The organism is Actinomyces oris, assembly GCF_001937665.1.
GTDB lineage: Bacteria > Actinomycetota > Actinomycetes > Actinomycetales > Actinomycetaceae > Actinomyces > Actinomyces stomatis.
The window spans coordinates 19,610-34,954 of the sequence record NZ_MSKL01000021.1 but is presented as its reverse complement, the minus strand read 5'-3'; the positions used below and the strand labels follow the sequence as shown (position 1 = coordinate 34,954).

The 15,345-nt window shown below is 68.4% G+C and carries 9 protein-coding genes; 4 read left to right on the top strand and 5 right to left on the bottom strand.

The genetic code is table 11. The features are described from left to right. Nucleotides 1-74: 74 nt before the first annotated feature. The 4 genes from BKH28_RS08545 to BKH28_RS08530 are packed head-to-tail and all read left to right on the top strand — an operon-like array spanning nt 75 to nt 9,584. Complete coding sequence (locus tag BKH28_RS08545; RefSeq protein ID WP_075418405.1) at nt 75-4,064, top strand: CDP-glycerol glycerophosphotransferase family protein; 3,990 nt, start codon at nt 75-77, stop codon at nt 4,062-4,064. Next, a complete protein-coding gene (locus BKH28_RS08540; RefSeq protein ID WP_075418404.1) occupies nt 4,061-5,965 on the top strand; it encodes a glycosyltransferase family protein in 1,905 nt (634 codons plus the stop codon). The genes BKH28_RS08545 and BKH28_RS08540 overlap by 4 nt, the downstream gene beginning before the upstream one ends. Further along, nucleotides 5,962-8,340, top strand: coding sequence for a hypothetical protein (locus tag BKH28_RS08535; RefSeq protein ID WP_075418403.1), 2,379 nt, complete (start codon nt 5,962-5,964; stop codon nt 8,338-8,340). The genes BKH28_RS08540 and BKH28_RS08535 overlap by 4 nt, the downstream gene beginning before the upstream one ends. 11 nt (nt 8,341-8,351) lie before the next feature. Further along, complete coding sequence (locus BKH28_RS08530) at nt 8,352-9,584, top strand: glycosyltransferase family 2 protein (protein WP_256695557.1); 1,233 nt, start codon at nt 8,352-8,354, stop codon at nt 9,582-9,584. 58 nt (nt 9,585-9,642) lie between these two features. On the opposite strand, the gene BKH28_RS08525 is transcribed toward BKH28_RS08530, so the two are convergent. The 5 genes from BKH28_RS08525 to BKH28_RS08505 are packed head-to-tail and all read right to left on the bottom strand — an operon-like array spanning nt 9,643 to nt 15,342. Continuing rightward, nucleotides 9,643-10,419: a DUF6270 domain-containing protein gene (locus BKH28_RS08525; RefSeq protein ID WP_075418401.1), complete on the bottom strand. Its 777-nt coding sequence runs from the start codon at nt 10,417-10,419 to the stop codon at nt 9,643-9,645. 2 nt (nt 10,420-10,421) lie between these two features. Continuing rightward, nucleotides 10,422-11,459, bottom strand: coding sequence for an ABC transporter ATP-binding protein (locus tag BKH28_RS08520; RefSeq protein ID WP_075418400.1), 1,038 nt, complete (start codon nt 11,457-11,459; stop codon nt 10,422-10,424). Beyond that, nucleotides 11,446-12,360 (bottom strand): ABC transporter permease, encoded by a 915-nt coding sequence (locus BKH28_RS08515; protein WP_075418399.1) that lies wholly within the window; start codon nt 12,358-12,360, stop codon nt 11,446-11,448. Before BKH28_RS08515 ends, BKH28_RS08520 begins: the two co-directional genes overlap by 14 nt. Further along, a complete protein-coding gene (locus tag BKH28_RS08510) occupies nt 12,357-14,075 on the bottom strand; it encodes a glycosyltransferase family 4 protein (protein WP_143224108.1) in 1,719 nt (572 codons plus the stop codon). The genes BKH28_RS08515 and BKH28_RS08510 overlap by 4 nt, the downstream gene beginning before the upstream one ends. Further along, nucleotides 14,068-15,342, bottom strand: a complete 1,275-nt coding sequence (locus BKH28_RS08505) for a glycosyltransferase family 4 protein (protein ID WP_075418398.1) — start codon at nt 15,340-15,342, stop codon at nt 14,068-14,070. The genes BKH28_RS08510 and BKH28_RS08505 overlap by 8 nt, the downstream gene beginning before the upstream one ends. Nucleotides 15,343-15,345: the final 3 nt, after the last annotated feature.

Here is a 15,345-nt window from a genome sequence, read left to right as displayed (position 1 = left end):
TCCCGTTGCGTGGCGCGCCATTAAGCGAAGATTTTAATCCGTAGAACGTTCGTGCTGTAATAAAGGCGATTATCATGTCCAAGGATGCTGTCCTCAGGAAGATGGGGCGCGCCGTTTCCGGCCGTTTGCAGTTGCCGGCCGCGTCCAGGTTGGTGCGCTACGCCGCCGCTAAGGAGTATGAAGACGGCAACCTGGCGGAGGCCAGGCGCCTGTATGAAAAGCTCTCCGAGGGCGCCCACGATACTGCGACCCGGCTGCGTCTAGGGGTCATCGCCGAGCGTCAGGAGCGGTTCGAGGCCGCCCTGAGAACCTACACCGAGGTGGCCGACCACGACCCCGCCTGCGGAGAGGCCTTCTACCGCGCCGGCTGCCTCCTCAAACGGCAGGATGATCCTGAAGGGGCCTCCGTCTTCTTCTCGCGTGCCCTCTCCTCAGGGGTGCGAGACCGCCGCTACTCGGAGAACCTGCTCGCCTGCCTGCCCGCGAGCACCCCGCAGTGGCAGCGCCTGGAGGTTCTGCTCTCCGGTCTGCCCGAGCACGAGAATGACGCCGCCTGGCTGCGCAAGCTCCTTCAGACTCAGCTCCACCTGGGCCTGAACGGGCCGGCCAGGTGCACCCTGGATGCTTTGGCCAGTGTTGATCGGCTCAGTGCGCAGGAGCTCTTCGAGCAGGGGGTCATAGCCCACCGCGACGGTGATCGGGCTCGCGCCTCGGCCAGCTTCGCCGCCGCCTGCGAGGCGGCCGGAGGAAAGGCCTGCAGCAAAGGACCGGCCCAGTTCGCCTGCTCCCGGGGAGACTGGAGACTGGCATCCGAGCTCTTCGAGCTCTATCCGGGAGAGGGACTGTCCAGGGTGGAGCTGGCCTACGAGCTGGCCTACTGCCTTGACCGTCTGCGTGAGTACGAGCGAGCACAAGGGCAGTACGCCCTGGCCGCCTCGCTGGACACGGGGAACGGGCACACCCTCTACAAGCTGGGACTCGCCTCGGAGCGCATTGGCGACCTCCTCACCGCGGAGCGCTCCTACCAGGAGGCCCTGCGGACGCTCAAGAAGCCCGCACGCAGCTGGTGGAACTATCGCCGTGGGGTCTGTCTGGCAAGACTGGGACACCATGACGAGGCTCTGGCCTCCTTCTGGTCCTACCTGGGACCGTCCCCACGCGGGCTGGCGTCGGTATCGAAGCAGCGGGCCAGCTCGGACTTCCTCGACCTGGTTCGCGCCAAGATCACGCCCCCGCCTCGGCAACGGCCGGAGGATCTTGTCGAGTCCACCATCGGCGACATCATGCTGGGGCTTCACGAGGCTCTCAGGTCCCATGGCGGTACGGACGATCCCGGCACCGGCATGGAGATCCCGCCCGCCGCGGCGCGTACGGCGGCTCAGTCCATCCGCCGTGTTCTCCCTCTGGTTCTCAAGGGGGACCGGAACCACCGCCTGGTCCTGGCCCAGCTGGCCCAGGACGCCGGGCAGGTGGAGCTCGCCTGCGAGATCCTCGAGCAGGCCGAGGAGTTCGGCTGCAAGGACGGGCTGGACCCGCGGGCCTATGGGCGAACCCCGGGAGCCGCCCGCAACATCCGCTACGCCGAGGCCCTGGAGGTTCTTCCCGTCAGCCCCCACCTGGTGCTGTGGGAGTCCAACCACGGCGCCTCGATCGGCTGCCACCCCCTGGCCATCTTCCGTTGGATGGTGGACCGGCCGGAGTACTCCGACCTGCTCCACGTGTGGGCCGTCAACGACCTGGGTGCTATCCCGCCTGATCTGCTGGGCCGTCGCAACGTCGTCTTCGTCCCGTTGCACAGCTCCGAGTACATGCAGTACCTCGCCACCGCCGGGTACCTCGTCAACAACGTCTCCTTCGCCCCCTACTTCGTGCGCCGTCGCGAGCAGCGCTACCTCAACACCTGGCACGGCACCCCCTTCAAGACCCTGGGGCGGTCCATGCGGGGCGGTCTGCTCGACTACGAGAACCTGCAGCGCAACTTCCAGCTGAGCACCACGCTCATGGCTCCCAATGAGCTCACCCGATGGGCCCTCATCGAGGACCATGATCTGCGTGACGTCTACCGGGGCCGCACCATCATCACCGGATCCCCTCGTTTGGACACCTCGCTGACGATGAGCCACGAGGACCGCAAGGCGCTTCGAGGCCGCCTGGGCATGGCCGAGGGGGACGAGCGCCGTCTGGTTCTGTTCGCCCCCACCTGGCGCGGCGGAGTCAGCAAGCGGGAGCTGGACCGCGAGGCCCTGGTCGCCGACCTGACCGCCATGGCCTCCCGTGACGACGTGCTCGTGGTCTATCGGGCCCACCGCCTCTCCGAGAAGCTGCTGGCCGGCGTCAATCTGCCGGTGAGCGTCGTGCCCAAGGACATCGACACCAACGAGCTGTTGGCCGCGGTCGACGTCCTGGTGACCGACTACTCCTCGATCCTCTTCGACTTCCTGCCCCAGAAGCGCCCCATCGTGCTCTACATGCACGACATCGAGGAGTACCGGGCCGAGCGGGGCCTGTACCTCGATCCCGCGGAGGTCCCCGGGCTGGCCTGCTACGACCGCGGCGAGCTGGCCTCAGCCATCGGGCGTGCCCTGGCCGGGGAGGGGATCGCGCCCCAGGAGGCTCTCGCCCGGTACTGTCCCTACGAGGACGGACGGGCCTCTGCTCGCCTGGCCCGATTCTTCTTCGACGACGACCTCGACCACGGACAGCGGGCGATCATCAGGGACCACGCACTCGACCCCGCGGTCGGCGACGGCGCCCGCAAGCGCCGGACACTCCTGTTCCACGCCTCCATGATCCCCAACGGGATCGCCTCAGCCCTCCTGGCCCTCCTGGAGGCACTCGATCCGGCGCTCTACTCGGTCAACCTCATCGTTGAGCCCTCCGTTCTGCGTGACAACGAGGACCGTCAGGAGATCTTCCGACGCCTGCCCCGCCATGTCCACGTCATCTGCAAGCCCGGGGCGGCTCCCTGGCGGATTCACGAACGCTCCTGCGTCAACGACTTCGCCCACCACCCCGAGGCCTACACCTCGCAGAGCTTCTGGGACTCCTACTGGGCGTACTACGAGCGCGAGACGCGTCGCATCCTGGGGGACTTCGTGCCCGACGCCGCCATCGAGTACGACGGCTACGCCGAGACCTGGGTGTCGCTCATCGCGGCCTGGGGGCGTCGCGGATCCCGCACCTCCTGCTACCAGCACAACCAGATGGACAACGAGTACCGGGACAAGTACCCGGGCCTCAAGCGCGTCTTCACCCTCTACGGCGATGTCGACGCCGTCGTCGCCGTCAGTCCGGGACTGGCCCGCCACAACCGTACCGGACTGGCCGGGTTGGGCATTGACCTCTCCCAGCGCCAGCTCTCGGCCCGCAACCTCCTCGACGTCGAGCGGGTCCGCCTCGGGGCGCAGGCGCCCGCCCCCGATGCCTTCACCGCGCTGAAGAACGAGCACGACATCGTCCTTGCCACCATGGGGCGGATGTCGATGGAGAAGAACCAGGCCGCTCTGATCGAGGCGGTCGCCCTTCTGCGCAAGCAGGACGGCTCCGAGGTCGGCGGCGCTCCAGGCCTGAGTATCGGCCTGGCGATCATCGGATCCGGGGTGCTCGAAGGGACGCTGCGGGCCAGGATCGACTCCCTGGGCCTGTCCGGGCACGTCGTGATGCTGGGACAGATGGACAACCCGTTCCCGGTCCTTGACGGAGCCGACCTGTTCGTCCTGCCCTCCTTGCACGAGGGGCAGCCGGTCACCCTGCTGGAGGCGATGACGCTGGGAACCGGGGTCGTGGCCTCCAACCTTCCGGGCAACCGGGAGCTGGTCTCCCTCGGATACGGGGTTCTGAGCGGGACCTCACCCCAGGACATCGCTCAGGCGATCCGCACGGCACTGGCCGAGCCCCACCTCGCCCACGGAGACTTCGACGTCAAGGAGCACAACGAGCGTTCACTGCGGGACACCCTGGAGGCGGTGCTCGGCCCCGAAGCGCTCCTTCGGCGCCCCAAGGGGAAGGCGGCGTCCAGGAGGAGACGGCGCAGGCGTGCGGCCTCGCGAGGGGTGCCCGCATGACGCCTCGGACGGCCCCCGAGCTGCGGCGCGCCCTGTGGCACCTGCGCCGCTCGGGGCCGGCAGGGCTGCGTGAGCACCTGCGCCGTCGTCGGACCACCGCCTGGGTACGTCCCCGCCGGTGGGCCTCCAGGAGACGGGGCCGGATGCTCCTGCCGGACTGGCCCCTGCCCTCACCGCAGGAGACCGGGCCGCGTCACGACGTGACCGTCGGGGTGATCGCTGATGAGTTCTCGGCGCTCGCCCTGTGCTACGAGTGGCGCTCCGTGCCCCTGACCCCCACCGGCTGGCGCGAGCAGGTCGAGCAGACCCCCATCGACCTGCTCTTCGTGGAGTCCGCCTGGCACGGCAACGACGACGCCTGGCGCTTCCAGGTCATCGGCTCTCAGGGGCCCTCGGGTCACCTGAGGGACATGGTCACCGCACTGCGGGGCCGAGGAGTGCCGACGGTCTTTTGGAACAAGGAGGATCCCGCCCACTACGACGAGGCCATTGAGACCGCCCGCCTCTTCGACTGGGTCTTCACCACCGATGAGGCGATGGTGGAGCGCTTCCGGCGAGACCTGGGGCATGATCGCATCGGGGTCCTGCCCTTCGCCGCCCAGCCCGCGATCCACAACCCGATCCGCCTGCTGGACGATACGGGCCGCCCCGCCCCACGGAGGGATGTCGCCTTCGCCGGAACCTACTTCGCTCACAAGTACCCCGAGCGGCGCGAGCAGATGGAGGTCGTCCTGGGCGGCGCCCTCGACGTCTCGGCTCGACTGCCCCACGGGCTGGACATCTTCTCCCGGTACCTCGACGGCGACGACACCTACCAGTTCCCGCCTCCCTGGGACTCGTGTGTGCGAGGCAGTCTCACCTACCCCCAGATGCTCTCCGCCTACCGCGCCTACGCCGTCTTCCTCAACGTCAGCTCCGTGGTGGACAGCCCGTCCATGCTTCCGCGCCGCGTCATCGAGGTCCTGGCCTGCGGCACTCCCGTGGTGAGCACCCCGACGCCGGCCACTGACCGCCTTCTGCCCGCAGGCACCCTGGCCAAGGTCACTGACCGGGCTCAGGCCGGGCACACCGTGCGCGCGCTCGTGACCAACCCGATCCTCGGGGATCACATGACCTACCTGGCACAACGTGAAATCTGGGGCCATCACACCTACAGCCACCGAGTGGAGAGCGTGCTGCGAGCCGTCGGCATGGGCGAGCGGGCCCGACGCCGGCCCACCGTCGCACCCCTGGTGTCCACCATCCGACCCGAGCAGATCGACCACGTCCTGCAGACCCTGGCCGGCCAGCAGCAGGTGACGATGGCGCCGGTCATCCTCACCCACGGCTTCACCGCCCAATCCAGCAATAAGGTCCGCGCCCGCGAGCTGGGCCTTGAGATCGACTGGCTCACCGCTGAGGCCAGCACTCCTTTAGGAGCCTGCTACAACCTCATGCTCTCGCGGGTCGAGGCCGACTACATCGCCAAGATGGACGACGACGACCTCTACGGCGATCACTACCTCTTCGAGTCTCTCGCGGCGGCCGACTACGCCCGTGCCGACGTCGTCGGCAAGCACGCCCACTACCTGCACCTGACGGGCCCGGACCTGACGGTGCTGCGCTTCGCCGACTGGGAGCACCGCTATACGACTTTCGTCTCCGGACCGACTCTGGTGGCTCGTACGGACCTGGTGCGAGATATCACTTTTCCTGAGACGACCACCGGTGAGGACACCGGTTTCCTCAATGACTGCGTACGTGTCGGGGCCCGTATCTACTCGGCCTCCCGATTCGGGTTCGTCCAGCGACGTGGGACGACTTTCGGACACACCTGGGACATCTCCGACGCAGAGGTACTGGCTACGTCCACCATTAGTCATTGGGGACCGCCCCACGAAATGGAGATGCCCACCTCATGAACGCCCGCAGCACCGAGACCTTGCACGTCATCATCATCGGTTCCGCAGGTGGTCAGGACACGCTTGACTCTCTTCACCAGGACTCGCCCGAAGGCGGGATCGTCCCCATCGGGTGCCCTGATCCGGCGGCTCTGGACCAGATCCTCCGCCCCCTGGCCGCAGGGACCCGGGTCCTGTTCCTCAGAGCGGGAGACCGGGTCGAGCCCGGATATCTCGCCTCATTGGCTCAGTGCGGCCCCGGCGAGACCGTCGTGCTCACCCCGACCGTGACCATCCGCCCCGACGGTACCCGGGACGAGCGGCTGCAATGGCGATTCAAGCACGGCAGCCGCACCACTGACCTGACCGTCGAGCCCCACATCTTCCCCGACACCATGAGCGGAGTGGTACTCACCATCCCCCGCCACGGTCTGCAGCACTGGGGCGGATCGGGACCCCTTCACGGCGTCGACGGTGCTGACGGTGTCGCCGGTGATGACGAGAGCATCGGCCTGAGCGGGCTCATCGCCCACATCGTGGCCACCGGCAACCGGGCGGGCCTCCACGACGGCCCGGCCGTCATCCGCCACGCCCCCAAGCCCCCCGGCCCCTGGGGAGGGATCGACCACTACCGCCACCTGCTGGGTACCGTGCTGCCGGCGTGGCTGCAGGTCGACTGCCCCCCACCCGCCTGGGTCCATCAGCTCATCATTCACCGCCTCATCCAGGTCACCGACGCCGACCGCGGACTGCGCTACCCCTCGGCCGGGCTCACGGCCGCCGAGCGCGCCGAGGTGGCCCAGCTTCTGCGCGCCGTCACCCGACGCGTCCCCGCCTCCCAGATCGAGGCGTACTGCTCCACGCCGCTGGCCGTGGGACGTCGCACCGCCCTGGTCGCCATGACCGCAGGCCCCATGCCCGCCCCCATCCTGCCGTTGGGACGCAGGTTCCGCAGTGATCAGAAGGCCACCTACTTCTACACCGGCGACATGCCCCAGGAGCAGTGGAAGGTGGACGGCGCCTGGGCCCAGCCGACCAGTGCCAAGACAGTCGATCACCGCTACTTCGACGACGTGGTACTCCACGAGCGCATCGTCTGGCTGCCCAAGGGGAGGATCACCGCCGTCATCGACGGTCATGAGCTCCCGGTGGCCCCCTACCGGGGCAACCCCAGACCGCCTGAGACGATCCCCGGTCAACGCAGTCAGGGAGCGTCCTCATTCGGGCTGCGCCGGCGCCTGGCCCGGTTCCTCAGCCCCAGCGGCACGCAGGAGAACCGGCAGGCCGACCGCACGTCCTCGGCTCCGGACGCGTCCTCCGCGGTGTCCTCCTCAGCGCCCTCGCCGTACACCGCCTCGTCCCCCTCCGACTGGCCCCGCACCTGGCTCTACATGGACCGCCACAACAGCGCCGGCGACAACGCCGAGCCGCTGTACCGCTATGCCCGCACCCACGCTCCCAGCGTCCGGCACATCTTCGTCATCGAACGCAGCTGCCCGGACTGGGAACGCCTCGCGCAGGACGGCTTCGTCCTCCTGGACCCGACCGGTCCGGGATTCGATGCCGCCTGGAGCGGTGCCGAGACCATCCTCCTGTCCGACATCGGTGACCCCCTCATCAAGGACCGCCTCACCGGTTCAGGCGTCGGCCCCGACCAGCGCCTCGTCTTCCTTCAGCACGGTGTGACCATGCGCGACATGTGGCGCTGGTTCAACGGCGCCCGCCTGGATGTCGTCGTGTGCGCCACCGCCGCCGAGCAGGCCGGACTGACGGCGGACCACACCTCCTACACCCTCACCGACCGAGAGGTCTGGCGCACCGGCTTCCCCCGCCACGACCACCTCTACAGCCTTCTGGGGCGCGAGCGTGACAGCATCCTGCTGGCCCCCACCTGGGACCCGGAGGTCTCACGCGCCCTGGAGAGCGACCCCGACGCCGTCGGACTCCTCAACACGCTCTACCGGCCCTGGCTCGAGCTGGCCACCGGCCTGACCCAGGCCGGCCATCGCACCGTCCTGTTCGCCCATCCCAAGCTGGTGCTCCACGCGCCCGAGTGGTTCAGGGCGTTGGGCGTGCCCGCCGTCACCGGCCGCGACCTGCCCGAGAACCTGGTCCGCTCCTGGGCGGTCGTCTCGGACCGGTCATCCGTCCTCGACGAGGGCATGATCGCCGGCTGCGTCGGCATCGTCTGGGATCCCCGCGGACGTCCGGACACGGACCGCTACCGCGCCCGTCACGAGGCCATCGGAGCCATCGGCATGGACACCTCCGCGCAGGTGCATCAGGCGGTGGAGGACGTCATCGTCGGCCGAGTCACCGCCCCCGAGGACCTCATCCTGCTCGACGCCGGAGCCTGCGCCCGCCTCACCGCGATGCTTCGACGCGACCTGATCTGATGCGGGCCCCGGTGCCGAGGGGCCCACGGCTGCGCCGCCGCCCGCCCCTGGTCAGCCTCGTCACCCCCGTCTACGGCGTGGCCCCTTACCTGCCCCGCTTCCTGAGCTCGCTCGACGCCCAGGACCACCCGCACAACCGCCTCCAGATCGTGCTCGTCCTGGACGGGGCCTGCGACGACTCACCGAGGGTCTGCCGAACCTGGGCGCGGCGAACAGACCTCGACGTCGAGATCGTCGAGACGGACAACGGGGGACAGGGCCGCGCCCGAAACGTTGGAATGGGACGCGCCCACGGGCAGTGGATCGGCTTTCCCGACCCCGATGACTGGCTCGCCCCCGACTTCCTCACCCGGCTCCTGGGCGCCAGGCGCCGCGGCGACTTCCTCCTGGCCGGCCGCACCCTCATCCACCAGGACGGTGCTGAGACGGCCCACCCCCTCGACTTCCGTTTCCAGAGCGGGACTGCTCGGGCCGATGCCGCCCGTCAGCCGCAAGCCATCCAGCTCTCCGTCCACGAGTGCCTCATCCGGGCCGATCGGGCGCTCGCGGCCCGGTTCCCCGAGGGCCGCGAGGCGCCCACCTTCGAGGACGCGCTCTACCTGGGACGCATCCGAACCGGCGGGGGCCGTATCGTCTACGTGCCCGAGGCCGTCTACCACTATGACAAGCGGGTCTCAGGCGACTCCGCGGTCCAGACCGCCTGGTTGCGGCCGGGCCGCTACGTCGCTCAGATGCGCACGCGCTACCACGCCCTTCTCGATGCCGCCGGTGGTGAGCCCTGGGCTCAGCAGACGATCCTGTACGACCTCGGCTGGTACTTCGGAGTCGTCGACGCGGGTCGGATGCCCACCGCTCCACCGGGACTGGGGGAGGCGCACGCGGCGGAGATGCGTGAGCTGGCGCAGCGCCTCGACTCCGATCAGATCATCCGCAGCCCCTGGGGGAACCTCCGTGCCCGGGACCGTGCCCGCCTCCTGCTGTGGAAAGGATGCCCCGAGGTGGCGGTGGTGCGCGACGGCGAGGTCATGGAGCTGTGCACCGTCGAGTCTCCCAGCCGGCAGGCGGATCCTCTTCGCTACGCCGGGACCGACGTCGGCTGGATCCTCACCGGGGCTGAGGCGGTGCAGCGCTACTCCGGCGGAGACGTCCCCCGCATCCCCCTGTGGCCCCGCCGACCACGGCTGGGTCAGACGCGCCCGGCCAGGACGATGAGCCTCCAGGGGCTGCTGCGGCGTCGTCGCTGAAGCGGGTGAGGACCCGTACGGGCCCGACGCCGACCTGCCCTGCTGCACGATGCGGAGCTCAGAGCGTCGGGGCGAGGCTGCGTGGTGCCAGAGCGATCTCCAGCTCGTCGGCGATCCATGAGTACAGGGACCCGGCGTAGTGGAAGGGGGCGGACCCCCAGCGGTGCGCGTCGTCGGCCACGACGAGCTCATCGGGCACCTGTAGGATCCGCAGGTCGGTCTCCTGGTAGACGAGGTCGACATAGCGGGTCATGACCCAGTTGGCCTCCATGGCCGTCTGTCCCCAGCTCGGGACGGTTGACGTGCCCGAGGTGGTCCTCGTCGCCCAGGGGACGTTGATGAGGATCGTCTTGCTCGCCAGGTCGAGCCGTTCCAGGAGACTGTGGAAACGCAACAGGGCAGGCCGCCACAGATGCAGGTGCTCCGCCGTCCCCAGCTCGAGGAACCTGGCGGGAAGCCCCTCGTAGAGGCCGGCCGTCAGCGCTTCCGTCGAACGTGTCAGGAACGTCCCGGGGGCCGTCTCCAGGACGCCGAGGCGCTCGTCGGTCAGGTCCCACAGCAGCAGATCGGTGTATGAGGCGACGGCCGTCAGCTGCGCCTCCAGATTGCCCACCATGTCGGACAGGAAGGAACGACGGGCGAAGGACGATCTCAGCAAGGACAGATCAAGATCGCCGACGTCGGCCGGGCGCCCCGCACTGATGAGGGACTGACGGGCGATGTAACGCTCCACGCTCCAACCCCGCTGCTCCATCTCACTGGCCACGTCCCTGGCCACACAAGAGCCGTAGACCGTGATTCGTCCTGCTGTCATGGCGCCTTCCTCACTGCGCATGGTCATACTCCTCGAGCGTGTCGGTAGGGCAGTGTGCGGCTCTCCGAGCGTTGGAGCCGCACTTCTGCCGGTTTCCACTTCTCCTGGCACTCGGCCAGAATCTTGGCGGCCTTGTCCGGTTTGTCCTTGGCGATGTTCCAGGACCACCATCGGTAGTCATGGGCGATCTGGGGACCCGGGCCATCTCCGATGAGCTCGCCGTCCATGAGCCACAGCGCCCGGGTGCACATCTCCTCGACCACCTGCGCGGCATGGTTGACGATGAACACCGTTCCGGCTGCGCGCCGCAGCTCGGTCATCTTGTTCTCACTGCGCTCCTTGAACGCGGCATCACCGGTGGACAGGGCCTCGTCGATGAGGAGAATGTCCGGGTTCGCCGCGGCGGCGATCGCGAACCGAAGACGTGAGGCCATTCCTGAGGAATAGGTCTTCATCGGGCGGTGGATGGCCTTCCCGATCCCGGCCAGCTCGATCACCTCGGGAATGATCTCCTCGATCTGTCGAGGACTCAGCCCCATGGCCAGACAGCCCAGGCGCACATTGCGCTCGCCGGAAAGGTCTGGGACGAGGGCCGCATTGACGCCCAGGAGTACCGGATTGGAACGGGCGCTCACTGTTCCCGAGGTCGGCGTCTCCAGGCCGCCAATGATACGAAGCAGCGTGGACTTCCCGGCACCGTTGCGCCCCAGGATGCCGATCGATTCCCCGGCGTGTGCCACGAACGAGATCCCCTTGAGGGCATCGATCCTCACTTTCGGCCTCTGCCCCGTCAGCCCCAGGAAGATCTTGTGCGCCATGGACGCTGCTCGCAGATCCTCGGCGTCAGTGGAGGGCGCCCGGTAGCTCACCCGAATGTCGTCGACGACAACGGTGGCGGTGCCGATGCCGGCCTCGTGACCGTCGTCCGCGGTCATGACAGCGGGACGCGAGTCGGCATCCGGTGCCATCGTGACGATGGGGGAAGGCGTCGTCGTGTCTCCCGGCTCATCCGCTTGGAGGGCCGCTGGCTCATTCTTCGGTCCGGTCTCAGCGTTCGACACCGTAGACCTCCTCCTTCTCCCAGAAGAACACGAAGGAAACCACGGTCAGCCCCAGTGACCAGGCACTGAGAATGAGCCACATGTGAGCCTGTGGGACGCGTTGGTACAGGATCGCGTCCCGATACATCGTGATGATGAGGTATCCGGGATTGAGATCCATGGCCCGCAGCATCACCGGGTGATCAATGAAACGTTCGTAGGAGAAGAAGACTCCCGAGGCGTAGAACCAGAACTGCGTCAGGAAGGGCCAGATATTCCGCATGTCCGGAATCGTCGTGGTGATACGGGAGGTGGCCAGTGCCAGCCCCAGGCTCAGAAGCACCTGAAGCGCCAGGACCGGGAGGATGAGGACCCAGTGCCAGCTCGGCCAGGCGTGAGGAGGAAGAACCACCACGAGGACGAGGACGGCGATCATCGGTGGGACCAGGTCGATCGCGTTACGAATCGTGTACGACGCGGGCAGGGCGGCCCGCGGGAAGGAGAACCCCCGGATGAGGTTCCTCCCGGCGATGATCACCTGGCTACCGCCGGTCACTGACCGCTGCAGCGGCGGGAAGAACGTGACACCGATGATGAGGTAGCCGATGAAGTTGTCAATACCGCGGCTCGTCTGCAGAAGCAGCCCGAAGACGACGAAGTAGACCATCGCATTGAGCATCGGTTTGGCGATGAGCCATGCGTTTCCCAGGAAGGTGCCACGCTGAGAACCCAGGGCCTTGGCCCGGGCGTCGGCCCAGATGAAATGCCGCCGTTGCCAGAGCTGGCGGATGTAGGCCACCAGCGGTGGGCGCCGGCCCACCGGATACAGCTCGCTGAGTTCGACGACGCTGACGCTGACCTCGGAGCTGCCACCCCAGAACGGCTGCCCGTCGGGCCACGGGGTCCAGGACGACCTGCTCATACCAGCTCCTCGTAGATCTCGGCCTGACGGACTGCGTTGCCACTCCAGGTGGGCGGCGTGTGAAACGCGGAGGGCAGGGGCTCTCCAACGGCCAGCCGGGTCAGCACTCGGCTGAGCGCCTCGACGTCACCGGCGGGAAAGGACCGATTCGCCGCTGAGGCGGTGAGCTCGCTGAGCGCGGGAAGGTCGGAGGCCACGACCGGCCGGCCCAGCGCCATCGCCGTCATCGGCTTGAGGGGTGTCACCAGCCGACATACCGGTGTATCCAGTCTCGGCACGCAGAAGACGTCCAGGGCCTGGTACCAGTCCAGGGCCGTTGCGCGGTCCACCCGTCCGGGAAGGACGCACACCGGCTTCTCCAGCCCCAGCTCTCCGGCCAGGGCCACCAGCTCGGGACGGCTGACGCCGTCGCCCACCACGGCGCACCGGACATCGACCCCCCGAGTGCGGCAGCGCGCCACGGCCCGCAGAAGCACGCCGAATCCCTCATAGCCCACCAGGGAGGAGACGCTCCCCACCCACAGGCCGCTGCGGGGCAGTCCCAGCCGTCGGCGCGCATCCGCCGGCGACAGCCTGGTGGCCTCGAGGACCTCCTGGTCCACGGCGTTGGGAACGACCGTGATCCGGCTGGAGTCGACATCCCGGGCCGTGAGGTCCTCGGCCTGGACCCGTGAGAGGACGACAACGGCGTCGGCCTGCCGGGCCATCTCGGCCTCCTTGGCCCGTAGCAGCGTGAAGCGCTCAGAGCTCAGCGCCTCGGCCTGCTGGCTCGGCGGCCTGGAGGCCACCCAGGTGCACTCCAGCACCCCTCGCATCTCATAGACCCAGGGCAGACCGTAGGAGCGGGCCACAGCCTGGGTGACCAGGGCGTTGACGTAGTTGGTGGTCGTGTGCAGCACGTGGGGGGAGAAGGCCTCCACCTCCCGCGCCAGCAGGCGGCTCATCTGTGTGAGCCGGGCTATCGGGGAGGCCTGTGACCGCGCAGGAAGAAGCCGCCGGTAAGTGACTCCGTCGACGACGTCGCTGGCCTGAGCCGCAGGCCTGCCGATGATCACGGGGTAACCGATGCGTGTCACCGCACGCACATCGATGCCGGCGCTGGACTGCGCCCGCAGGAGCGCGTGAGAGCGCACGGTGTAGCCGGACTGAGTGTGGGGCAGCGAACTGGTCAGTACGTGAAGGACCCGGAGCGGCTCAGTCGGGTCAGGAGCCGTCCAGCCGGGTGAGGGAGAGAAACGGGGGAGGTGGAAGCCCGGGCTCATCATGGCGAGCTGGGAACGCAGACGGGCCCACAGCGCCCTGGAGCCGGGCGCCCCCTCCAATGTGCTCAGCGCAGTGCTCAGGTGTCCCCGGGACCACAGGTCCCGCGCACGCACCGAGGGGCTCAGACCCTCGGCATCAATATGCCTGCGCTCTGCGGAACCGAGATGGATCGCCATCTCGGCGGCGAGCCGGCGGCCGGCGGCGGACCGTGGTACCGCCCGACTCAGCGCGTCGCCGGCTGTGTCCGGCCTGTCGGCGATGAATGCCGACAGTGCTCGGCGCACCTCGTGATCACCCGCCCCGATGCCGAGCAACCGAGCGCTCCGACCGCGCCAGGGCTCAGACAGTCGACGCGCCCCCTGCAGGACCAGGAGCGCAGGATCCTCGACCAGCTGCCGGGTGGCGGAGGTGCCCAGCAGCATCAGGTTCCTCAGGATCTGGATGTCAGTCACCGACAACCTGCCTCAGGAGGGACTCGTAGCGGTCCGTCATGGTCTCGGCGTTGGCGTGGTCCGCCAGCCAACGCCGTCCACCCACCACGTCCAGACGGCTGCGGTCAGCAGCCAGAGCCCTCCACAGGGATGCCAGGGCCTGCGGGTCCTGCGGGGCAGTGACGTCGCCGCAGCCGGCGTCCTCCACGATGCGCCGAGCCTCACCGTCGACCGAGGCGCACACGTGCAGTCCGGTGGACATGATCTCGTAGAGCTTGGACGGGACCGTCACAGACATGGCCGGCCAGTTCTGCAGGCTCACCAGGGCCGTATCAGCCCAGGCGTAGTGCTGGTCCACCTCGGTCCAGGGCACAGGAGGGTGTATCTCCACGGGGGCCCCGAGTCTGCGGGCCAAGGCGGCGACCTCCTGGAGCTGCGCGCCGTCGCCGACGATCCGCAGTACCACCGGGGTACCGCTCTGCTGGGCGATGTGCGCGGCCCTGACCGCGAAGCCCAGTCCCTGGGCGCGCCCCACCGTCCCCAGGTACAGCACGTTCAGGACGCCGTCTGAACGGCGTCGGCCGGCAGAAGGCCGGCCTGCCTGCATCGTGGAGCCGGTGTTGCGCACCGTCACCACGCGGCGTACCCCGCGGGAGCGCAGGACCTGCGCGAAGGAGTCCGTCGTCGTCACCACAGCCGTGGCCTCCCGCTCCAGGCGAGTGATGAGGGGTGGCAGAAGGGTGCGTGCACCTCGGCTGACGATGTCCAGCCTGCGGGCTCGGTGGGCCTGCGTGATGGCCGATGAGCAGGCGGGAGGCGAGGACCACTGCGCGACTGACAGGAGCACATCGGGCCAGGCGTCTCGCAGCTCCACCACGACCGGACGGCGTAGGACCCTGCCGACGGCGAGCGCTGCAGGAAGGGTGGGGAGCCCGGGAACCGAGCCGAGGATGACGTCGGGTCGGTTCGCTCCCCGGAAGCGCTCCACCCCCAGGCGCACGGAGTCGGCCGCCGCGACCATCTGATCGATACCGCGCCCGCACACGCCGCTGCTGTAGGGGCGGAAGATCGTGCGATGCACCATGGCTCCGGTGACGTCTCGCCTGATCGAGCCGGCCATGTGCGCCCCACCTCCTTGCAGGAGACGACCTCCTGGGTAGTGGGGAGCCGGCGCCAACACCGCCAGCTCGTGGCCACGTGAGATCAGCGCCTCGGCCAGTCGGCTCCAACGGTGTTGAGCAGCGCCGACCTCCGGTGCCCAGTAGTGGCTGAGAAGAAGGATGCGCATGTC